The following is a 20,704-nucleotide window of genomic DNA, read 5'->3' as shown; positions in this document are numbered from 1 at the left end:
ATCGAGGAGCTTGTTCATGTTGTTCTCCTGGGGAGTTGTCGTACCGTATTCGGAGCAGGTGCCACGCTTGTACAGGCCAGCGTAGCGATCTGGTCGGCCAGAGCTGCCACTTCGCGCTGATAGCTATCCGTATCCTGATGTTGCTGTTGACTGAATGGAGACAGCGGGCCAATCAGGGCTTCCATGAAGCCACCAACAATCACGGAGGCGGCAATGTCCGATCGAATGTCGCTGCGCATCTCTGCACTGGACTGGCCTGTTGCGATGATCATGCGCACCACTTCACTGATGGCGGCACGGTAGGTCATTCGCTCGGCGTCGATGGCCTTGTCGCATGGCTCTGCGATCAGCGCATACGCAAGGCGGGGGTTGCGCATGGCACGGCATACGAAGGTCGAGATGGCTGAATGCAGCCGAACGGATGCCGAGGCCTCGCTGGCGGCAATCTCACTCATCACATCCACTTCGCGTTGTGAAACCTTCGACAGCACTTCGGTAAAAAGGTCGGCTTTGGAGGGGAAGTAACGATAGACCGTGCCGGTGGCAATGCCTGCTACTGCTGCCACGTTGGCAACCTGAGCTTCTTTCCAGCCGCCTTCGCTGACGAGCGTTCTAGCGGCCCTCAAAATGCGGCTGCGATTGTCCTGCAGGCGAGCCTCCACGGAGGGAGTCTGTCGATAGGCCATAAGGAATGAATCCAGGTTCATGAATGAAATGAACTGTAATTCATCTCTTGCGGAGCTGCAATCTTGTCTCCGGCTGACCTTTGCCGCTCAGTTAAGAAATTCTCCCAATTCCTCGCCGCTCATATTGCCTCCGGTGATCACCACCACGATATCCCCGCGGGGCGGCAGTTCCACTGCGTTCTCAAGCAGGGCGGCGACACCCACCGCGGCACCGGGCTCGGCCAGCAGCTTGGTCTGATAGATCAGGTGTGTCATGGCGCGGCGGATGGCACCTTCCCCTACGCTTGCCAGCTCCTGGGTATTGGCCAGGCACAGCGGGTAGGTGTAATCGCCGACCACTGCGGCGGCCAGGCTCTTGGCGCAGGTGGCCACCTGGGCCAGCGGGGCCGGTGCGCCGCTGGCCCAGGCATGGGCCATGCTGGCAGCCCCGCTCGGCTCGACCCCGACCAGCGCGAGTTCAGGGCGCATTGCCGCCGTGACGACCCCGATGCCCGAAATCAGTCCGCCGCCGCCAACGGGGCAGACGATGACCGATGCCTTGGGCGCCTGTTCGAGAATTTCCAGCCCCACCGTACCCTGGCCGGCGATGATGCGCTCGTTGTCGTAGGGATGCACCAGCGTCAGCCCGCGCTCCTCGACCAGCTGATGCATCAGTGCCCAGGCGTCGTTGATATCGCCATGCAGGATCACCTCGGCCCCCAGCTCGCGGCTGCCCGTTACCTTGAAGCGACTGGCGTTCTCGGGCATCACGATGGTGACCGGTACACCCGCCTTGCGCGCCGCCCAGGCCAGGCCCAGCGCGTGGTTGCCGGCGGAGACGGCACCCAGGCCACCGGCAAGCTCCGCCCGGGAGGCCGTGCGTACCCAGTAGAGCCCGCCACGCGCCTTGAAGGAGCCGGTGCGCTGGAAGAGTTCACACTTGAACAGGACGCGTCGACCAAAGCGGTCGGACAAGGCGTGGTCGAGCAGCAGGGGCGTGGGAGAGAGCATCGGAGCAATGGAGGCTCTTGCCTGCTGGACTTGCTGCAAGTGAATCATATCTAACGACTACCCCTATGCTGGAGAACGAAAGCCGGGCTAGATAATTCAAGTTACGCCAGAAAGAGAGGGTAATGCCACACGGAGGAAGGCCAGTCAGACGGAGAGCGCTATATCAGATAGTGAATGATTCCTGCCAGTATCGTTCCCCAGACCAGAAAGCCAATAATCGCCAACACGCCATCCCTGGCTATCAGGGCGAGCCCGAATAGCGTGAGCGCCACCCCCGCTAAGTTCGCGGAGAAGGGCACGAATTCCATTGGTAGCATGGCCAAGGCGAGCATCAGGCAGGCCACTGCAATCAGCTGCATGCTCGACTTTCCCACCATGAAGGAGAGGCGTCGATACAGCATCCGGTCGACCAGGTGTGCCGGCTTGTGCATCCATTTCAGCCCCTTGCGTACCTTATTACTGTCGACGGTTCGATTTCGTAGCCAGGCGGGTAGCCAGAAGGTGCGCCGTCCGATGAGCATCTGTACGCAGACCAGCAATGTGAAAAGGCCCATCAGCGATGGGACTCCCGGGATGCCACTGATGACGGGTATGAGCGTCACTAGGCCTGCCAGCAGCAGCAGGGGGCCGAAGGAGCGTCGCCCCGCGGCTTCCAGCACTTCGTCGAAGCTGATTCGGCCTGAAGGTGACTCGATCGCCTCGATCACATCGATCAGTTCTGCCAGATTGTGAGGTTCCCTGGGTTCCTCTTCCATAGTGACTCCTGTCAGGGCCGAAGGCAGGTTCAGCATAGCCATTCCAGGACCATGGGCCGAATTCCGAGCCTGGTTGTGTCGGTAGCGCTGAGGCGCGGGGCCAGCCTACGCCCAGCGTGGGTCGGCGGTGAAGGCCACCGTGAACCAGCGCCGTTCCGGTGGAGGGCTCAGCTTCGCGGCAATCTCCTCGCGGATCTCGTCGAGCACCGCAATGCCTCGCCCGGCGGCAAACTCGGGGGTGGTGACGATATGGATCTCGATATAGTGGCCGCGACCCGCCTTGGCCACGTGGCTGAAGTACTCGACCAGCCCCTCGCGCTGCATCACGGGCTTCATGGCGGCATGCACTTCGCGGTCGATCTGGCTGGGGGCAATCAGGAAGACCTCCTTCAGGGCACGCCGCACAATGCCGATGGGCACCGGCATGAAACAGAAGGTCAGTATCATCAGCAACAGCGAATCCACGTAGGGAGTCAGGTAGGCGTAGGCCGTCCGCTCAAGCCCCAGCGCTATGGAAAACGCCACCAGCAGTGAGGTGGTGATCAACGCCGCCATCAACCACCCCTGCATGTCGATACGCACGAATTCCGAATCCGCCCGGCGGTTGAGGCGTCGCTGATAGGCATACATGGTGAAGCAGATGATTGCCACCACCACGGCATAGACAATGGCGATATCGAAGGCGAGTTCTCGCCCTCCCTCCAGCAGCCCCTGAACCGCGTTGAGAAAGGCATAGAAGCACAGCAGCATCAGGATGCTGCCGTTGAGCGCGGCGACCAACGGCTCCAGGTGCCAATAGCCGTGCTGAAAGCGCTGGCTGGCCTCGCGCATGGCAAGCCGGGCGACCACCAGGGCCAATAGCGCCACTTGACCTAGCGCTTGCTCGGGGCAATGCTGGCTCTTGACGCCCCGCTTCGACAGGACATCACTGTCAGGACCCACAAGGATCATTGCCATGTTCGTGCGCACCATCGAGCCCGCCTTCTANGCTGTCCGGGTTGTGGGTTGAGCCTCTGCGCCGCATGGGCGAGGGCATCCGACACGCCGAAGCTGATGTTGTCATAGTGCTGCCCGCCAAGGTCCCAGGTACGGGCCGCGGCCTCATGGTGAGGCCGGACCGCAACCCCGGCGTATTCGTTTGAGGAATGCATCTGTTTCATGGTGGCCTCCTCGTCGTGTCTCGTACGAGATGTGAGATGGCGCTGTCTCGGTGCCGCCGGGCCTTTTGAAGCCGGGACTAGACCGAGTATCATATTATATAGACCGGTCGTCATATTTCGTCAATGCTGCTAAAAACCACCTATGACCAAAACCACCAGAACCCGAATGATCGAAACGACCCTGCGCCTGATCCAGGCGAGGGGCCTCCATGGCGTCAGCCTCAACGATATCCTCAGCGAGAGCGGCGCTCCCCGGGGGTCACTGTATTTCCACTTCCCCGGCGGCAAGGAGACGCTGGTGCTGGAAGCCATGCAAGCAGGCATTGACGAGGCCTCTCAGGCCCTGCGGGAGAGCCTGGCACAAGGCACGACCCCGGCGGAGGGTGTGCGCCTGTTTTTCCGGGCCGCCTCGGCAGAGATGACAGATTCCGAATACCGCTTTGGCTGCCCTGTCGCCCCCATCATTCTGGACGCGCCGGAAGTGTCCAGCGAACTGGCCGCAGCCTGCCGGGCCGCGCTGGAAGATTGGACTCGGATGTACCACGATGTCCTCCTGGCGGCGGGGCTGGCGCCGGCAAGAGCCGAGCGCCTTGCCCGGATGATCGTCGCCTGCCTGGAAGGCGCCCTGATCATGGCGCGCAGTCAACAGGCCAGCAGCATCATCACCGAGGTGGGAGAAGAGGTGTCCGAGCAAGTCGCCGCAGCCCTGGCCAAGAAGTAGCCCTGTCTGCTTCGCTGGCCGCTCGGGCCGGTACGCGAACCAGCTGGTCCATCAGGCCACTGGCCTCGACCAGGGCGAATAGCCGCCGCTTGCTCTGACCTTCCCCCTGATTCAGGTTTGCCACCAATGTGAGAAACCACCGCTGCATGCAGACTCAGGCTGCTGGGCATACGCCACGAGGGTGGCATCGCCACTCGGCTAGACGTTGACGTGCATGCCATCCGCTATCTACATTTGCAGGCCTTCCTCATGAATTTGTCGGGCAAATAAGAAGTTGTTCATGCCGCTACCTGCGACGACAGTAGCAGGAAGCCCGCACCGGCACTTCCGCCCGTGCCATGGCTCGATCGAGCTGGTGCTTGATATGGAGCACCTCTACCGTCTCACCACGCCGGGTAAGACACTCGTACAGGCCGTGTAGGCTCCAGACGTTCTGCGGATGCTGGCAGGCGCGGCTCAGGGTGTCGTCGAGGCCGAGGTCGGCGCGGTAGACCGCTTCCGCCTCGACCAGACGCCCCTGATCCAACAGAAGTGCCCCCAGTGCGTGGCGGGCCGGCTGCATCCAGGCCCAGGGCTCGTCATAGGGGAGGGTGTCGTCGAGCTCCACGGCCCGGTAGAGATGCGCGAAGGCGGCATCCTGGCGGCCGCTGTGGTACTCCAGCTCGCCCAGCATCATCTGCTCGGCCACCTGCAGGATGTCCACGGCCGTGTTGTTGAACAACAGACGGCTTTCGGGAACCGCTCGCTGGGCAGCGAAAAACCGGTTTCGCTCCGCCTCGGCCTCAGTGATCTTACCGCGATTGGCCAACGCTACCGTTCGCGCATAGCGCATCATCGCAAGGGTAGTGGCATAGAGTTCGACATCCTCCGGCAGCGGCTGGGTCAGAATGGCCTCCCACATCCCGAAGCGGATCAGCACATGCTGCTTCATGGGCACGAAGGCCTCGAACCAGTCGGCCATCTGGCGCAGCAGGGATTCCGGCAGTGTCGCCACCAGGTCGTCTGCGGCTTCCAGTGCCGGAGTCGGCTGGGCGAGGAACATCGACCCGTATATCTTGAAGTGATAGTTGTGGCAGCGATAGACCGTGTAGAAGTTATCCGCTCCCTCCCGCTCGAGGAATCGACGGTCTGCCGCGATTGCCACCTCGTTGCGGTCGACCACGTTGTGATAATCGCCGCACAGTACGTCGATATGGGTCGCCATGTGAACCAGGTGGCCCGCATCGGGCACCAGGGCGCTGAGACGGTCGCCGTGGCGCAGCGCAAGCTCGGGATTCGGCGACATCTCCATCAGATGAATGTACATATGCAACAGCCCCGGGTGATCCCAGGCGCCCTCGATTTCGCCAAAGGCCTGCTCGAGGACCGCCTTCGCCTCAAGGGTGTCGGCGCCTGTTGCTGGTTCACCGGTGGGCAGGTCCCAGAGCTGCCAGGGTGTGCGGTTGAGCAGGGCCTCGGCGAAGAGCGCAATGACATCAAGATCGTCGGCGTGGGCGCGATAGGCATCGCGCATGGCGTCGGCATAGCCGTCGAGGCAGGGGCCGAAATCCTCAATCATCTCTTCGGGCGCGCGATGCTGTACGGCCTGGATCAGCGCGCGCTCCACCGGCGAGACGCGCTCGATGAGTAAGGCGGCCGCCTTCGCTGCCGGACGCGCAAGCGCCATCGCCCAGTCTGGGTCGGCCTCGAGGGCCTGGCGAAAGCAGTCGATGGCCGCTTCGTGGTTGAAGCCGTAGAGCCAGATCAGCCCCTGATCGAACCAGCGTTGTGCCTGATCCGAGCGGGTGGTGACGATCCGCGAGTAGTTTCCCAGATTGTAGAAGTGCATGGCGACACTCCTCCTGTCTTTGTCTCCTGTTGCTGTTCGACTTCAGTCCAGGGGACTCCTTGTCATTACCATGTCCCTACAGCTTATCCGTATGCCGCCCGACGAATACACGCGTGTCACGCCGCCGCCCGGATAGCTACTACCTTCAGATACTGTGCCTTGACTCGGGTGCTGCCGTCGGTGGCTTCGTTGTGCCGGTCCCAGTGCGTCTCGAGATCACGACGCAGTGCCTGTCGACCGTCTTCCTCCAGCTTGGCCCAGGCGCGTTCGATGGGGCCGAAGAACATTCTGTGGAACTCCACCACTTCGGGAACCGCAAACGGATACTCAAAGATGACGGTGACCGGTGAAGTGCTTAGGTCACTGAATCCTTCATTCAGGCGCTGGCGTACCGTGTCGGGATCGCCCCAGAGGGCGGGTGAGGGCAGACCTGCCGGGGGCGGTACATGGCGACCAACGATCTTGAACATGTCGCCGATAAAGGTATCCGGCATCCAGTTGGCCATCGCGATGGTGCCGCCAGGGCGGCACACCCGCACCATTTCGGCGGCCGCACGCTCGGGGCGCGGAGCAAACATGGCCCCGTACATGCTCACCACGAAATCGAACGCGGCATCGGGCTGGGCGAGGCTCTCGGCATCGCCGACTTCGAAGTGAATGTCCAAGCTTTCGGCTCGTGCCCGGGTGCGAGCTTGTTCAATCAGGTTGTCAGCGATATCGATGCCCGTCACCGACGCGCCGGCACGGGCTGCCGGAATCGCCAGGTTACCCGTACCACAGGCGACATCGAGCAGTCGTTTCTCGGGCGTGATGTGCAAACTGGAAATGAAGTCATCGGCATGATGCTGGATAAATTTTGCGACTTCACCGAAATCGCCTGCCATCCAGGTCTTGCGCATGCCATCCTTTATGGTCTGGATATCAGAGGTGGTGCCCATATGGCCCCCTCGCATGGTTTGCCCATGCATCGTTGTTGTGGGATCGGGGTGCACTATCCAGTGTAGATGCTGTCGAGGTGTCTGGCGCTTGCTGGCTAAGCCTGAAGGCCCGGTAGCATAACCCTGAGTGTCAGCTGGACTGGAGCAGGAGAAGGGGCAATCGCCCACACGGTGGGTTATGAAGACGTTGCCTAGTTCTGGCGTCTGTTCAAGCGACGGGCTGAGGTAACGCCTGCGAAGCATCGGCGCAAGTTCCAGTTGCCGGACAGTCGATGAGATTGTGGTGGGAATAGCCGATATTTCCCTAGCCCCTGAGCCAGCCATCTGACTCAGGGGCTTGCCGTTTCTGACACCTAATTACTTCGCCGCTAACGCGACCCCCACCTTCGAGCGGTTCGGCCGGCCGATGGTCTGGGTGATCCAGGTGCCGGTGTCGGCGAGTGCCTCGAGGTCGATGCCAGTCTCGATGCCGAGGCCGTTCAGCAGGTAGACGACGTCTTCGCTTGCCACGTTGCCGGAGGCGCCCTTGGCGTAGGGGCAGCCGCCGAGGCCGGCGACGGAGCTGTCCACCACGCTGATGCCTTCTTCCAGCACGGCGTAGAGGTTGGCGAGTGCCTGGCCGTAGGTGTCGTGAAAGTGGGCGGCGAGCTTGTCCATGGGGATGTCGCGGCTCACGGCTTCGATCATACGCTTGGCGGCGAGCGGCGTGCCGGTGCCGATGGTGTCGCCCAGCGACACTTCGTAGCAGCCCATCTCATACAGCGCCTTGGAGACTTCGGCTACCTTGGCCGGGGCGATCTCACCTTCGTAGGGGCAGCCGAGTACGCAGGAAACGTAGCCGCGCACCCGCACGCCGGCCTGCTGGGCACGCTCCAGTACCGGGATGAAGCGCTCCAGGGATTCGGCGACGGAGCAGTTGATGTTCTTCTGTGAGAAGGCCTCGCTGGCTGCGCCGAATACCGCTACTTCTTCCACGCCACATTCCAGCGCCGCTTCCAGTCCCTTGAGGTTGGGGGAGAGGGCGGCGTAGGTCACACCTTGGCGACGCGTGAGGCCGGTCATTACCTCGCGATGGTCGGCCATCTGCGGCACCCACTTGGGGGAGACGAAGCTGGCGGCCTCGATGTAGGCAATGCCGGCGGCGCCCAGGCGGTCGATCAGTTCGAGCTTGGTGGCCGTGTCGATCGGGTTGGGTTCGTTCTGCAGTCCGTCGCGGGGGCCGACCTCGACCAGGCGCACGGATTTGGGGAATGTCATGGCGGTGTCTCCAGCAGTGGCTGTTGATTCGGGAGGCCTTCGGCCTCCTGTCGCGACGGGAACCGGCGCTCCTACAGCTGTCTTAGCTTAGGTTGGCGTCCTCATCGGGAGGCCTTCGGCCTCCAGTCGCGATGCAGAGCAGCGCTCCTACAGCTTCCGTTTCTTCTGTTGCGGTAGGTTCGGGAGGCCTTCGGCCTCCTGTCGCGATGGAAACCAGCGCTCCTACAGCTTCCGTTTCTTCTGTTGCGGTTGGTGCGGGAGGCCTGCGGCCTCCCTTTTTTACTCGTCGGCGGCGAATTCGAGCAGTACATCGCCTTGGCCGACAGTGTCGCCGCCCTGGAAGTGGAAGTTTTCCACGTGGCCGTCGGCGGGGGCGGTCATGGTGTGTTCCATCTTCATGGCTTCCATGACCATCAGCGGCATGCCTTTCTCCACGCGCTGGCCGGGTTCGACGAGCAGTGCCACAACGGTGCCGTGCATGGGCGCGGTGAGGGTCGATTCGGCTTCGTGGTGGCCGTGGTCGATGGCGTCGATGCGGCGCCAGAACAGCCGGGTTTCACCGCGGGGGTCGACCATGACGACGACGTTGCCGTCGCGGCGTGCCTGCAGGCGGCGGCGGTGGCCGTTGAGGGTCACGGCCACGGCGTCGCCAGCAAGCGGTTGCAGGCTGGCGGTGAGGGTCTCGCCACGGATGGTCAGGGTCCAGAGGGCGTCACCGCTGTGGCGGGTGCCGTCGACCACCACAACGGTGTCGGCATCTTCGCTGTCCTGCACGTGGGCCGGGTCGCACAGGGCGATGCGGATGCTGTGCGGGGCGTTGAGGCGGAAGCCGTCGTGGCGGTCCCAGGGGGAGTCGCTTTCGCACTCGCGGGCGAGCTGGTTGAGGCCCACCAGGGCGGCACCGGCGTACTCTTCGATGCTGTACTGCTTGGGGGCGAAGAGGGTGGCTTCATTGCGCTCGATAAAGCGGGTGTCGAGGTCGCAGGCCTTGAACGCCGGGTGTGTCGCCAGGCGCTGCAGGAAGGCGCGGTTGGTCACGACGCCCTGCACGTCCAGCGCGGCCAGCGCACGGTTGAGGGTGGCCAGGGCCTGGTCGCGGTCGTCGCCGTGGACGATCAGCTTGGCCAGCATCGGGTCGTAGTGCATGGACACGGCGTCGCCGGTCTCCACGCCGCTGTCCAGGCGCACGCGCGCAGGATCCAGGCCGGCGCCTTCCAGGTCCATGGCGAACTGGGTGAGCAGGCCGGTGGCGGGTAGGAAGTCCTGGTCCGGGTCTTCGGCGTAGAGCCGCGCCTCGAAGCTGTGGCCGGTGATGGTCAGCTCGTCCTGGGTGCAGGGCAGGGCTTCGCCCATGGCCACGCGCAGCTGCCACTCGACCAGGTCCTGGCCGGTGATCATCTCGGTGACGGGGTGCTCCACCTGCAGGCGGGTGTTCATCTCCATGAAGAAGAAGGAGCCGTCCGCATCCAGCAGGAACTCGACGGTGCCGGCTCCCACGTAGCCGATCTCCTTGGCGGCGCGCACGGCGGCGTCGCCCATCTTGCTACGCAGTTCCGCGGTCATGCCGGGGGCGGGGGCTTCCTCGAGCACCTTCTGGTGGCGGCGCTGCACGGAGCAGTCGCGCTCGAACAGGTAGACGCCGTTGCCGTGTGAATCGCAGAACACCTGGACCTCGACGTGGCGTGGCTGGGTCAGGTACTTCTCGATCAGCATGCGGGTGTCGCCGAAGGCGGCCTGAGACTCGCGGCGGCAGCCGTCCAGTGCGGCCTGGAACTGCTCGGGGGCCTCGACCACGCGCATGCCCTTGCCGCCGCCGCCGGCGCTGGCCTTGAGCAGCACTGGGTAGCCGATCTTGTCGGCCTCGGCCTTGAGCAGGGCGTCGTCCTGGTCATTACCGTGGTAGCCCGGCACCAGCGGCACGCCGGCGTTAGCCATGCGTGCCTTGGCGGCAGACTTGTCACCCATGGCGGCGATCGCCGAGGCGGGCGGGCCGACGAAGACGATGCCGGCCTGGTCCAGCGCTTCGACGAAGCCGCCGTTCTCGGAGAGGAAGCCGTAGCCGGGGTGGATGGCGCCGGCGCCGGTGCGCTTGGCGGCCTCGACCACGGCCTCGACCTTGAGGTAGCTCTCACGGGCGGCGGCCGGTCCAAGGCGCACGGCCTCATCGGCCTCGCGCACGTGGCGGGCGCTGGCGTCGGCCTCGGAATAGACGGCCACGGTGCGCAGGCCCATGGCGCGGGCGGTGCGCATGACGCGGCAGGCAATTTCGCCGCGGTTGGCCACCAGCAGGGTGTCGAACTGGCTAGTACGGGTTTGCGGTGTCTGGCTCATGAGCGTCGCTCCGTGTCGGCTGACGTCTTGGTTGAAGCGGCGGTGTCGTCGACCCAGGCGGGGCGGCGCTTCTCGAAGAAACTGGAAAGGCCTTCCTGACCCTCGGCGCTGACGCGCAGCTCGGCGATCACCTTGCAGGTGTGTTCGCGGGTGGCCTTGCTGTCGGGCTCCCGGGCGACCTCGAAGAGCAGTGCCTTGGTGGCGCGCTGGGCCTGGGGCGAGCCGCCGAGCAGGTTGCCGATCATCGCCTCGACGGCCTCGTCCAGCTCGTCGAGTCCGACGACCTGGTGGCTCAGGCTCAGGGTGAGGCTGGTGGCGGCATCGACCACTTCGGCGGAGAGGGCGAAGCGGCGCATCTGGCGCGGACCGATGGCCCGCTGCACGTAGGGGCTGATCACCGCCGGCGAAAGGCCGATCTTGACCTCGGAGAGGCAGAACTTGGCCTTGTCGGAGGCGATGACGATGTCGCAGCAGGCGGCCAGGCCCACGGCGCCACCGAACGCCGCACCCTGCACCCGACAGATGGTAGGGCAGGGCAGGGTGTCGAGACGGTGCATCAACTGCGAGAGCTTGCGAGAGTCCGCCAGGTTGCCCTCGAAGTCGTACTCGACCATGCGCTTCATCCAACCCAGGTCGGCGCCGGCGGAGAAGTTCTTGCCCTCGGAGCCCAGTACCACCACGCGCACATGGCCATGGTGGGCGTCGTCGTGGAGCTGCTCCAGGTGGGCGTTGAGCTCGGCAATCAGGCTGTCGTCGAAGGCGTTATGCACCTCCGGACGATCGAGTGTCAGCCAGGCGACGCCGCGGTCGTCGATGGTCAGGCGGGAGAAGGTATCGTTTGATGACATGTCAGTACCCTTGATTCGTTTCTGTCGGGGTGCGGCTTGGTATTCCGGCTCTGCTGCACGGCGGCTGTCGTCATGCTTTCGCCTCAAGGCCGCCGTCGCGAGCTAAAGCTACCTCCTACAGAAACACTACATACGGAACACGCCGAACTTGGTTTCCTGCACCTCGGCATTCATCGCTGCGGCCAGGGACAGGCCCAGCACGTCGCGGGTCTGGGCCGGGTCGATGACGCCGTCGTCCCACAGCCGCGCGCTGGCGTAATAGGGGTGGCCCTGGTGCTCGTACTGGTCGCGGGTGGGGGCCTTGAAGGCTTCCTCTTCTTCCGCGGACCACTCGCGGCCCTCGCGCTCGTGCTGGTCGCGCTTGACCTGAGCCAGCACGCCGGCAGCCTGTTCGCCGCCCATGACGGAAATGCGGGCGTTGGGCCACATGAACAGCAGGTTGGGGTCGTAGGCGCGGCCGCACATGCCGTAGTTGCCGGCGCCGAAGCTGCCGCCGATCAGCACGGTGAACTTGGGCACCTTGGCACAGGCCACGGCGGTGACCAGCTTGGCCCCGTGCTTGGCAATGCCTTCGTGCTCGTACTTGGAGCCGACCATGAAGCCGGTGATGTTCTGCAGGAAGATCAGCGGGATCTTGCGCTGGGCGCAGAGCTCGATGAAGTGCGCGCCCTTGACCGCGGACTCCGAGAACAGCACGCCATTGTTGGCGACGATGCCCACCGGGTATCCGTGGATATGGGCGAAGCCGGTGACCAGGGTGTCGCCGTAGTAGCGCTTGAACTCGTCGAAGTCGGAGTCGTCGACGATGCGGGCGATCACTTCACGCACGTCGTAGGGCTTCTTGAGGTCGGTGCCAACGATGCCGTAGATTTCTGCCGGGTCGAGCCGAGGCGGCTTGGGTTCCTGCATCTTCAGCTGGCCGCGCTTCTGCCAGTTGAGCCGTGATACGCAGCCGCGCGCCAGCTGCAGGGCGTGGGCGTCGTTCTCGGCGTAGTGGTCGGCCACGCCGCTCACCTTGCAGTGGACATCGGCGCCGCCAAGGTCCTCGGCGCTGATGCTCTCGCCGGTGGCGGCCTTCACCAGCGGCGGGCCACCCAGGAAGATGGTGCCCTGCTGCTTGACGATGATCGACTCGTCGGCCATGGCCGGCACGTAGGCGCCGCCGGCGGTGCAGGAGCCCATCACCACGGCGATCTGCGGGATGCCTTCGGCAGAGAGGGTGGCCTGGTTGTAGAAGATGCGGCCGAAGTGGTCACGGTCGGGGAACACCTCGTCCTGGCTCGGCAGGTGGGCGCCGCCGGAGTCGACCAGGTAGATGCACGGCAGGCGGTGCTTGCGGGCGATCTCCTGGGCGCGGATGTGCTTCTTCACCGTCATCGGGAAGTAGGTGCCGCCCTTGACCGTGGCGTCGTTGGCGACGATCACACACTCCACGCCAGAGACGCGGCCGATGCCGGTGACCACGCCGGCGGCGGGAATCGGGCTGTCATAGGTGTCGTGGGCCGCCAGCGCCGAGAACTCGAGGAAGGGCGAACCTTCGTCGAGCAGGTGGTCGATGCGGTCGCGCACGAACAGCTTGCCGCGGGACTCGTGTCGGGTACGCGCCTTCTCGCCGCCGCCCTGGCTGATCGCTGCGGTCAGTTCTCGGAGTTTCATGACCTCGTGGCGCATCGACGCCTCGTTGGCCTGGAAGACATCGCTGCGTGGATTGATCTGGGTATTCAGGATGCTCATGGAAAGATCCTTGCTGTTCGTCTTCGAAGCAGGGTAGTGCTTCGCGGGCGGTGCTGTTGTTGGCGGCGGCTTCGACTCGTGGTGGCTGTTGCCGAGGTGCCTAGTGGTGCCAGTCGCGACTCAAAGTCGGGGCGCCGAACCGAGCGCTCCAACAAGGTCGGCGGCCTCTGCACTGTAGGAGCAGCTTTAGCTCGCGACTGGAGGCTGAAAGCCTCCCGGCGGTGTTGGCCAATGCGGGTGATTTCCGCCAAGGTTGGCAGCCTCCGCCAAGGCGCCTTGCGGCGCCAGTCGCGATGCAAAGTCGGGGCGCCGAACCGAGCGCTCCTACAGTGTCGTCGGTCGTCACGTATCATGAGATTCCGTGTCATCCGTCGTCGCTGCCACCCTTACCTAGATTCGTTGAAGATCTCGCGACCGATCAGCATCCGGCGGATCTCGCTGGTGCCCGCGCCGATCTCATATAGCTTGGCGTCGCGCAGTAGGCGTCCGGTCGGGTATTCGTTGATGTAGCCGTTGCCGCCGAGCAGTTGGATCGAGTCCAGCGCCACCTGGGTGGCCTTCTCGGCGCAGTAGAGGATCACGCCGGCGGCGTCCTTCCTCGACGTCTGGCCTCGGTCGCAGCCGGCGGCCACGGCGTAGAGATAGGCGCGGCAGGCGTTCAGCGTGGTGTACATGTCGGCGATCTTGCCCTGCACCAGCTGGAATTCGCCGATGGCCTGGTCGAACTGCTTACGTTCGTGGACGTAGGGCACCACGATATCCATGGCTGCCTGCATGATGCCGATGGGGCCGGCGGCGAGCACGGTACGCTCGTAGTCCAGGCCGCTCATCAGTACCTTGACGCCGCGGTTGAGTTCGCCGAGCACATTCTCGACGGGCACTTCGCAATCCTGGAACACCAGTTCACAGGTGTTGGAGCCGCGCATGCCGAGCTTGTCGAGCTTCTGGGCAGTGGTGAAACCGGGCATGCCCTTCTCGATGATGAAGGCAGTGATGCCCTTGGAGCCGGCGTCCGGGTCGGTCTTGGCGTAGACCACCAGCACGTCGGCGTCGGGGCCGTTGGTGATCCACATCTTGTTGCCGTTGAGGACGAAGTGGTCGCCCTCCTTGCGCGCGCGCAGCTTCATGGAGACCACATCGGAGCCGGCACCTGGCTCGGACATGGCCAGCGCGCCGACATGCTCGCCGCTCATCAGCTTGGGCAGGTACTTCGCCTTCTGCTCGGCGCTGGCATTGATCTTGAGCTGGTTGACGCAGAGGTTTGAGTGCGCGCCGTAGGAGAGACCCACCGAGGCGCTGGCCCGGGAGATCTCTTCCATGGCGATGCAGTGCGCTAGATAGCCCATACCGGTACCACCATCTTCTTCAGAGACGGTGATGCCCAGCAGCCCCATGTCGCCGAACTTCTGCCAAAGGTCGTTGGGGAACTCGTTCTTCTCGTCGATCTCGGCCGCACGGGGAGCGATCTCGTCGCGGGCGAAGGCGTTGACCTGATCGCGCAGCATATTGAGTTCATCGTCTAGGCCGAAATCGAGGGGCTGGTAGGGCGTGAGCATGGGCGGAACTCCCTTTTTCTGTCGCGTAAAACGGCTGTCAGGTAGTGCTTGGTGAACGGGTACGGATTCACCGCGCATCTTGGAATGGCTACAAGACTAGGCCAGGTTGACGTTAACGTAAAGTGCAGGCTGGGCGGCTGCGACGAATGTCGAAGAACGGCGCCACCGGTTCTGGACCGGTGGCGCCTACGCTTGGCTCAGCCCAGCCAGAGCGCCAGTTGATGATAGAGGGGAATGCCCAGGATAACGTTCAGCGGGAAAGTAAAGCCCAGCGCTGCCAGCATGGCCAGGCCAATGTTGGCCTCGGGCACGGCGGTGCGCATGGCGGCCGGTGCCGCGATGTAGGATGCGCTGGCGGCAAGGGCCGTCAGGATAAGCAATGAGCCGCTGGGAAGACCCAGCGCCAGGCCCACCGCCATCCCGGCCATGGCGAGGAAGAATGGTGCCACCAGGGCGAAGGTGAGCAGCCGCCAGTGAAACCAGGGGATGGGGCGCAGGGTTTCGGCTGCGGTCAGGCCCATCTGTAGCAGGAACAGGGCAAGAACGGCGTGGAAGGCACTGGTAAACAGCTCGGTAACGTTGGCACCCTCCATGGGGCCGTACATGGCGCCGATCACCGCGCCGCCAGCCAGCAGGATGACCCCGCGATTGGTCAGCGTCTCGTGCCAGATGCCCTGCATCGCTTCGCCGGAATCGCTGCCCTTATGACGCCGGTAGAGTGCGATGGCCACCATGATTGCTGGCAGCTCCATCATCACCAGATAGAGTGTGACCTCGGCACCGATGGGGAGATTACGCCCCTCGGCGAAGGCCAGCGCCACGGCGAAGGTCCCGGCACTGACAGAACCATAGTGTGCGGCGATGCTGGCGCTATCGGCGGACGACAGGCGTACAAGGCGGCGCAGCACTGGCATCAATGCCAGCGGGATCAAGGCGCCCAGGGCCGCTACCGCGAGGAGTTCCGGTATCAGTGACCAGCGCAGGTTGCCGTAGAGCGCCATGCCTCCCTTGAGGCCGATGGTCAGCATCAGCAGCAGGCTCAAGGTGTCGTAGGCGGCCTTGGGTATGTTCAGGTCGGACTTGACGATGCCGGCGAGCAGGCCGAGCAGAAAGAACATCACGACGATGTCTGGCATGGGTCTCTCTTTTTCTGAGTCGCATTGGCAGGGTAGTCGCGGATTGTGAGGAGTGCGTGATATTGATTCCAATTGAATGTATGGCTTTATAGTATAGATAAAACTCTATATTTGGCCGCCATGGAGTCAGCCATGAACGTACGCCACCTGACATTTCGCCTGCTACAAGTGTACGTTGCCGTGGTTCGCAGCGGCTCGGTGAGCGAGGCGGCTCGTCAACTTCACCTGACCCAGCCGACCGTTTCACAGCAGCTCAAGCGCTTGAGTGAGGCGGTGGGTGAGCCTCTGTTGAGCGTTCGCCAGGGGCGCCTGGTAGCGACGGAAGCGGGACGGGAGCTCTATCGCGCCAGCCGCGAAGTACTTGGCCGTTTCGATGACTTCGAGGACTACCTGGCCGCCTTGAGGGGCGGCGAGCGGGGACGTTTCAGTATTGCTCTGGTCAACACGGCGCAGTACGTGCTGCCGAGACTGCTGGGTCCCTACAGCCAGGCGTTTCCCGAGGTCGACGTGACCCTGCATATCGGCAATCGGCGCCAGATGCTGACCCGCTTCGAGCGCCAGGATGATGACCTCTATGTCTTCAGCCATCCACCGTCGCTGGCTCATGCCCTGGCCGGGCGCTTCCTGCGCAATCCGCTGGTGGTTATCGCCCCGCAAGGCCATCCTTTGGCTGCCAGGAAGCGTGTCGCCATGAGCGAGTTGCTGACCGAACGGTTTTTGCTGCGTGAGCCGGGCTCGGCCACGCGCATGCTGTTCGAGAGCTGGCTGCAGGAGCAGGGACTCTCGCTTGGCTCGAGCCTGCAGATGGCCAGCAACGAGGCCATTCGTGTAGGTGTGGCGTCGGGGATGGGGCTAGCGGTGCTCTCCGAGCATGTACTTCCGCCTGAACACTCCGACTTGGTGATCCTGCCGGTGGAGCGGCTGCCCATCGAGAGCCACTGGCAGTTCATCGTGCGCCGGGACAAGCGGCTGCCCCACGCGGCTCGCGGTTTCCTGACGTTCGCTCAGAGGCACCTGGGTGAGTGCGTCGAGCCGCGTTTCATCTCCAATGAGCTGGAGGCAATGCTGGCAGGCCTCGAGTGAATGGCCGGGAAAGGCATGGGGTTGGAATCACTGGGCTTTACGTGCATGCCCCTTGATAGTCGTGCGGGGCGTCACTGGTTGCCGGGTGACCTGTCGGTGCCTCGTTGGGCGTTGGGCGTGAACACAGCTTGCCCGGCTATCTCGAAGTCGGCGATGGCCCGCTGGCCCTCCTCGGAGAGCAGCCACCGGTGCCACTCCCTTGCCAACTCGTGCTTCAGGTGGGGGTGGCGCTCTTCCAGGAGCAGCAGGCTTGCGTACTGGTTGAACAGTGCCTCATCGCCCTCGAAGAGCAGGACGAGGTCCTGTCTATTGTCGAAGGCGGCCCAGGTGGCGCGGTCGGTGAAAACGTAGGCACCCATGGCCGCGGCTGTATTGAGCGTCGGGCCCATGCCGCTGCCCAGGACCCGGTACCACTCGCCCTGGGGGGCTATGCCGGTCGCCTGCCACAGCTGTCGTTCGGCACGGTGGGTGCCGCTGTCATCGCCGCGTGAGACGAAGGGCGACTCGGCGGCGGCGATCCGAGCGAAGGCCCCGGTCGCCCTTTTGGCCGTGGTAATCCCGGCTGGATCCTGGTTGGGACCGACAATGACGAAGTCGTTGTACATGATCTCTGCCCGCTCGCTGGCATACCCCTCGTCGATGAGCCGGGCTTCGCCCGCGGCATCATGCACCAGCAGAGCATCGGCATCGCCGCGGCGGGAAAGGGCGAAAACCTGCCCGGTACCCACGGCAACGACGCGAACCGAGATACCGGTTGCCTCGGTGAACGGCGGGATAATGGCGCTGAACAGGCCCGAGTTCTCGGTAGAGGTTGTGGAGGCGAGCACGATATAGTGCGCTTCTTTCCGCTCGTCGGCCCCGGCCTGGGGTGCTGCCCAGAGCCATCCGATCAGCAGCACATAGGCGGTATGTTGGTAGCGGAACATGAGCTGGATGCCTCCCATCAGCCGAGCAGATCCCCGGAAAGAAAGCCCCGGGCGAGCTGGGTGCTGGGGGCGTGGAAGAATTCCCGTGCCGGCGTGTGCTCGATGACATGCCCCTCGTAAAGGAAGACGATGTCGTCGGCCAGGCGGCGGGCCTGGTTGAGGTCATGGCTGGTCATCACGATGCGTGAACCCTGGGCGTGGAAGGCGTGTACGGCATCCTCCACCGCTCGCAATGATGCCGGGTCCAGCGCCGAGGTGGGCTCATCGAGAAACAGGACGTCGGGCTCCAGGACCCATGCCCTTGCCAGGGCCAGGCGCTGCTGCTCGCCACCGGACAGTACCCTGGCGGGGCGGTCGGCGAGGCTGGCTAGCCCGAAGCGTGTCAGTGCTGCCTGTGCGAGGCCGCGACGTTGGCGCCAGGGCACGCCACGGGCGGCCAGGGCATAGGTGAGATTGGCCAGTGCAGAGCGTCGCAGCATCACCGGGCGCTGAAAGACCATCGCCTGGCGCAGGGGGCGCCCGCTCTCATGGGTTGCCCAGCGCACATGGCCGCAACTGGGAGTGAGCAGACCATGGGCCAGGCGCATCAGCAGGCTCTTGCCGGCCCCGTTGGGGCCCAGTATCACCGTGCGGCCACGGGCCGCCAGTGAGAGATCGATCGCCTGCAGGAGTGTCTGCCCCTGATGGGAAAAGCCGAGCCCTTCCAGGCGCAGTAGAGGCTGGCTTGCCGGAGAGGCGGTCGGTAGCAAGGTGGTGGGGTGGCAGAAGTCGTTCATCCCAGCTTCCTCCTGGCACGTTCACCGACTAGGTAGGCCGTGGCATTGACAAGAGCCACCAGGCCAAGCAGTACCAGGCCAAGGCCGAGTGCCAACGACAGGTTGCCCTTGCTGGTTTCCAGGGCGATGGCCGTGGTCATCACCCGGGTGACCCCCTCAATGTTACCACCGACGATCAGCACGGCGCCGACCTCGGCGCTGGCCCGCCCGAAACCGGCGAGAATCACCGTCATCAGAGCGAAGCGGGCATCCCAGAGCAGGCTTGGCATGGCACGAAGGCGAGTCACCCCGAAGGAGTGCAGCTGCTCGCGGTACTCGTCCCAAAGGCTCCGCACGTGATCGCGAGTCAGGGCGGCAATGATAGGTAGTACCAGCAGCGACTGGGCGATCACCATGGCGGTAGGTGTGAAAAGCAATCCCAGTTCGCCCAGGGGGCCGGCCCGGGAGAGCAAGAGGTAGACCAGCAGGCCAGCCACGACCGGCGGCAGGCCCATGAAGGCGTTGAGCAGCGTGACTACCAGGCCACGGCCGGGAAAGCGCCACAGGGCCAGCGCAGCACCCAATGGCAGACCGATCAGCGCCCCTACCAACACGGCGCCCAGCGACACCTGAAGCGACAGGGCCACTATCCCGAGCAGGGTCGGGTCCAGGCCCAGGATCAGATCGAGGGCGGCCTGGAAGGCGTTGTCGGTGTCGGGCATTCGCATCTCCGGCAAGCATGGCGAAGGCCCATCTTAAGATAAGGGGAGCCTGACGGCATTCGCGAAACGACGCCTGCATGCCAGTCTGCCCGCCATCATGCGCGGGCATGATTCGTAGCTACACTCGGCCAGGGCACACCTGCCCTCACTCTTCGCGCTCGCCTCGCCCGGTGGGCGCTTCCTCTGGCCTGGCGAAGGGGCGGAACGTGTCCTGGAAGACCGTGTTCAGATCGAAGGACGAACACTTGCCGATGGAATCGAAATGCTGATCGAGCCACAGATCGGCCCAGGCACGGCCTTGGGTATGCAGACGGGAAACGAAGTCCCATTCCGCATTGAGCTTGCTCGAGGCGCTGAGTTTTTCCACTTCCTGTTCGGCATGGATCAGGTGCAGGCGCATCGAGCGATACCGTTCCAGCTCGACATTTTCTGAGTCGATCAGCTGCTGCAATAGCTGAATGCTGCGCAGTTCCTTGATCAGGCTGGTATTGAAAGTGATTTCGTTGATGCGGTTGATGATGTCACGGGCGCTGTCGGGGAGCTGGCTGCGAACCAGAGGGTTGACCTGTACCACCACCAGATCACGGCAGCCCTGGTCATCGACCAGCGGGAAGAGGGCGGGGTTGCCGCTGTAGCCACCATCCCAGTAGGCCTCACCATCGATCTCCACGGCCGGGAACATGAATGGCAGGCAGGCCGAGGCCATGACGGTATCCACGCTCAGCTCGGGCTGGCGGAACACCTTGGCGCGCCCGGTACGTACATTGGTGGCGGTAATGAACACCTTTGCCTTGCGGCAGGCGTTTACCCGCTCGAAGTCCACCAGTTCGCTGACCAGGTCACGCAATGGGTTAATGCCCAGGGGGTTGAGCTTCGCTGGGGGAACCAGTTGGGTGAGGCTTTCGTAGAACAGATAGCTTGGCGATGTGTCCAGGCCGTCATTGCCCATCAGCCGATCCCAGGGCGAGCGCTGGATCGGCGAGAAACGCGCCGCATCGCTGACCCCTTTCCAGAAGGTGTGCAGCGCTTGCCGGGCTCCCTCGCGACCACCCTTGTGCAGACCATCGGCTAGCACTACGGCATTCATGGCACCGGCACTGGTGCCGCTGACCCCGTCGATTTCCAGACGCTCCTCCTCCAGCAGTCTGTCGAGTACGCCCCAGGTCAGGGCGCCGTGGGAACCGCCGCCCTGCAATGCCAGGTCAATGAGCTTCTTGTCGTCCTTCGCCATGCTGTCTCCTTGAAATCGGGATGCTGCGGTGCAGTGTAGGCTTCCTG

Annotated in this window: 18 protein-coding genes; 2 read left to right on the top strand and 16 right to left on the bottom strand. The window is 63.8% G+C overall.

Annotated features, from left to right (window positions below):
* Positions 1-14: 14 nt before the first annotated feature.
* The 4 genes from LOKO_RS09870 to LOKO_RS09855 all read right to left on the bottom strand — a co-directional run bounded on the left by LOKO_RS09870 (position 15) and on the right by LOKO_RS09855 (position 3,388).
* Positions 15-686, bottom strand: a complete 672-nt coding sequence (locus LOKO_RS09870; RefSeq protein WP_066448383.1) for a TetR/AcrR family transcriptional regulator — start codon at positions 684-686, stop codon at positions 15-17.
* 87 nt (positions 687-773) lie between these two features.
* Entirely contained in the window at positions 774-1,724 is a 951-nt protein-coding gene (locus LOKO_RS09865; RefSeq protein ID WP_066448380.1) for a threonine ammonia-lyase, read from the bottom strand.
* A gap of 110 nt (positions 1,725-1,834) precedes the next feature.
* Positions 1,835-2,431 carry an exopolysaccharide biosynthesis protein gene (locus LOKO_RS09860; protein ID WP_066448377.1) on the bottom strand — a complete coding sequence of 199 codons (597 nt, stop codon included), beginning with the start codon at positions 2,429-2,431 and terminating at the stop codon, positions 1,835-1,837.
* Between the two features lie 105 nt (positions 2,432-2,536).
* On the bottom strand, positions 2,537-3,388 hold the full coding sequence (locus tag LOKO_RS09855) for a cation diffusion facilitator family transporter (protein ID WP_235588833.1): 852 nt from the start codon (positions 3,386-3,388) through the stop codon (positions 2,537-2,539).
* A gap of 369 nt (positions 3,389-3,757) precedes the next feature.
* Here LOKO_RS09855 and LOKO_RS09850 point away from each other — a divergent pair, with 369 nt between their 5' ends.
* Positions 3,758-4,312, top strand: a complete 555-nt coding sequence (locus LOKO_RS09850; RefSeq protein ID WP_201025309.1) for a TetR/AcrR family transcriptional regulator — start codon at positions 3,758-3,760, stop codon at positions 4,310-4,312.
* Between the two features lie 286 nt (positions 4,313-4,598).
* Here LOKO_RS09850 and LOKO_RS09845 read toward each other — a convergent pair whose 3' ends face one another.
* From LOKO_RS09845 to LOKO_RS09810, 8 genes are all read right to left on the bottom strand, one after another.
* Positions 4,599-6,140, bottom strand: a complete 1,542-nt coding sequence (locus tag LOKO_RS09845) for a tetratricopeptide repeat protein (protein ID WP_066448371.1) — start codon at positions 6,138-6,140, stop codon at positions 4,599-4,601.
* 116 nt (positions 6,141-6,256) lie between these two features.
* Positions 6,257-7,039, bottom strand: a complete 783-nt coding sequence (locus LOKO_RS09840) for a class I SAM-dependent methyltransferase (protein WP_201025308.1) — start codon at positions 7,037-7,039, stop codon at positions 6,257-6,259.
* 396 nt (positions 7,040-7,435) lie between these two features.
* Positions 7,436-8,335 (bottom strand): hydroxymethylglutaryl-CoA lyase, encoded by a 900-nt coding sequence (locus LOKO_RS09835; protein ID WP_066448366.1) that lies wholly within the window; start codon positions 8,333-8,335, stop codon positions 7,436-7,438.
* 279 nt (positions 8,336-8,614) lie between these two features.
* Positions 8,615-10,666, bottom strand: coding sequence for an acetyl/propionyl/methylcrotonyl-CoA carboxylase subunit alpha (locus LOKO_RS09830; RefSeq protein WP_066448364.1), 2,052 nt, complete (start codon positions 10,664-10,666; stop codon positions 8,615-8,617).
* Positions 10,663-11,514 (bottom strand): enoyl-CoA hydratase/isomerase family protein, encoded by an 852-nt coding sequence (locus LOKO_RS09825; RefSeq protein WP_066448362.1) that lies wholly within the window; start codon positions 11,512-11,514, stop codon positions 10,663-10,665. The genes LOKO_RS09830 and LOKO_RS09825 overlap by 4 nt, the downstream gene beginning before the upstream one ends.
* 126 nt (positions 11,515-11,640) lie before the next feature.
* Positions 11,641-13,248, bottom strand: coding sequence for a carboxyl transferase domain-containing protein (locus LOKO_RS09820; protein ID WP_066448361.1), 1,608 nt, complete (start codon positions 13,246-13,248; stop codon positions 11,641-11,643).
* A gap of 386 nt (positions 13,249-13,634) precedes the next feature.
* Complete coding sequence (locus tag LOKO_RS09815; RefSeq protein ID WP_066448358.1) at positions 13,635-14,804, bottom strand: isovaleryl-CoA dehydrogenase; 1,170 nt, start codon at positions 14,802-14,804, stop codon at positions 13,635-13,637.
* A 197-nt stretch (positions 14,805-15,001) separates the two neighbouring features.
* Positions 15,002-15,940 carry a sodium-dependent bicarbonate transport family permease gene (locus LOKO_RS09810; protein WP_066448355.1) on the bottom strand — a complete coding sequence of 313 codons (939 nt, stop codon included), beginning with the start codon at positions 15,938-15,940 and terminating at the stop codon, positions 15,002-15,004.
* 132 nt (positions 15,941-16,072) lie between these two features.
* Here LOKO_RS09810 and LOKO_RS09805 point away from each other — a divergent pair, with 132 nt between their 5' ends.
* Positions 16,073-17,023, top strand: a complete 951-nt coding sequence (locus LOKO_RS09805) for a LysR family transcriptional regulator (RefSeq protein WP_066448348.1) — start codon at positions 16,073-16,075, stop codon at positions 17,021-17,023.
* Positions 17,024-17,094: 71 nt separating this feature from the next.
* Here LOKO_RS09805 and LOKO_RS09800 read toward each other — a convergent pair whose 3' ends face one another.
* From LOKO_RS09800 to LOKO_RS09785, 4 genes are all read right to left on the bottom strand, one after another.
* Positions 17,095-17,949: an ABC transporter substrate-binding protein gene (locus LOKO_RS09800; protein ID WP_066452309.1), complete on the bottom strand. Its 855-nt coding sequence runs from the start codon at positions 17,947-17,949 to the stop codon at positions 17,095-17,097.
* Positions 17,950-17,966: 17 nt separating this feature from the next.
* Positions 17,967-18,725 carry an ATP-binding cassette domain-containing protein gene (locus tag LOKO_RS09795; protein ID WP_083517533.1) on the bottom strand — a complete coding sequence of 253 codons (759 nt, stop codon included), beginning with the start codon at positions 18,723-18,725 and terminating at the stop codon, positions 17,967-17,969.
* A complete protein-coding gene (locus LOKO_RS09790; protein ID WP_066448341.1) occupies positions 18,722-19,426 on the bottom strand; it encodes an ABC transporter permease in 705 nt (234 codons plus the stop codon). Before LOKO_RS09790 ends, LOKO_RS09795 begins: the two co-directional genes overlap by 4 nt.
* Before the next feature lie 145 nt (positions 19,427-19,571).
* The gene (locus tag LOKO_RS09785; protein WP_066448337.1) at positions 19,572-20,657 is read right to left on the bottom strand and encodes a patatin-like phospholipase family protein; all 1,086 of its coding nucleotides are present in this window, start codon (positions 20,655-20,657) and stop codon (positions 19,572-19,574) included.
* Positions 20,658-20,704 lie beyond the last annotated feature (47 nt).

The organism is Halomonas chromatireducens (assembly GCF_001545155.1).
Classification (GTDB): domain Bacteria; phylum Pseudomonadota; class Gammaproteobacteria; order Pseudomonadales; family Halomonadaceae; genus Halomonas; species Halomonas chromatireducens.
This window is presented reverse-complemented; position numbering and strand designations above follow the sequence as displayed.

What these genes read in the sequence shown, in the direction of transcription:
- LOKO_RS09870 (WP_066448383.1), bottom strand. Translation starts at nt 686, where the DNA reads ATGGCCTATCGACAGACTCCCTCCGTGGAGGCTCGCCTGCAGGACAAT.
- LOKO_RS09865 (WP_066448380.1), bottom strand. Translation starts at nt 1,724, where the DNA reads ATGATTCACTTGCAGCAAGTCCAGCAGGCAAGAGCCTCCATTGCTCCG.
- LOKO_RS09860 (WP_066448377.1), bottom strand. Translation starts at nt 2,431, where the DNA reads ATGGAAGAGGAACCCAGGGAACCTCACAATCTGGCAGAACTGATCGAT.
- LOKO_RS09855 (WP_235588833.1), bottom strand. Translation starts at nt 3,388, where the DNA reads ATGGCAATGATCCTTGTGGGTCCTGACAGTGATGTCCTGTCGAAGCGG.
- LOKO_RS09850 (WP_201025309.1), top strand. Translation starts at nt 3,758, where the DNA reads ATGATCGAAACGACCCTGCGCCTGATCCAGGCGAGGGGCCTCCATGGC.
- LOKO_RS09845 (WP_066448371.1), bottom strand. Translation starts at nt 6,140, where the DNA reads ATGCACTTCTACAATCTGGGAAACTACTCGCGGATCGTCACCACCCGC.
- LOKO_RS09840 (WP_201025308.1), bottom strand. Translation starts at nt 7,039, where the DNA reads ATGCGCAAGACCTGGATGGCAGGCGATTTCGGTGAAGTCGCAAAATTT.
- LOKO_RS09835 (WP_066448366.1), bottom strand. Translation starts at nt 8,335, where the DNA reads ATGACATTCCCCAAATCCGTGCGCCTGGTCGAGGTCGGCCCCCGCGAC.
- LOKO_RS09830 (WP_066448364.1), bottom strand. Translation starts at nt 10,666, where the DNA reads ATGAGCCAGACACCGCAAACCCGTACTAGCCAGTTCGACACCCTGCTG.
- LOKO_RS09825 (WP_066448362.1), bottom strand. Translation starts at nt 11,514, where the DNA reads ATGTCATCAAACGATACCTTCTCCCGCCTGACCATCGACGACCGCGGC.
- LOKO_RS09820 (WP_066448361.1), bottom strand. Translation starts at nt 13,248, where the DNA reads ATGAGCATCCTGAATACCCAGATCAATCCACGCAGCGATGTCTTCCAG.
- LOKO_RS09815 (WP_066448358.1), bottom strand. Translation starts at nt 14,804, where the DNA reads ATGCTCACGCCCTACCAGCCCCTCGATTTCGGCCTAGACGATGAACTC.
- LOKO_RS09810 (WP_066448355.1), bottom strand. Translation starts at nt 15,940, where the DNA reads ATGCCAGACATCGTCGTGATGTTCTTTCTGCTCGGCCTGCTCGCCGGC.
- LOKO_RS09805 (WP_066448348.1), top strand. Translation starts at nt 16,073, where the DNA reads ATGAACGTACGCCACCTGACATTTCGCCTGCTACAAGTGTACGTTGCC.
- LOKO_RS09800 (WP_066452309.1), bottom strand. Translation starts at nt 17,949, where the DNA reads ATGTTCCGCTACCAACATACCGCCTATGTGCTGCTGATCGGATGGCTC.
- LOKO_RS09795 (WP_083517533.1), bottom strand. Translation starts at nt 18,725, where the DNA reads ATGAACGACTTCTGCCACCCCACCACCTTGCTACCGACCGCCTCTCCG.
- LOKO_RS09790 (WP_066448341.1), bottom strand. Translation starts at nt 19,426, where the DNA reads ATGCCCGACACCGACAACGCCTTCCAGGCCGCCCTCGATCTGATCCTG.
- LOKO_RS09785 (WP_066448337.1), bottom strand. Translation starts at nt 20,657, where the DNA reads ATGGCGAAGGACGACAAGAAGCTCATTGACCTGGCATTGCAGGGCGGC.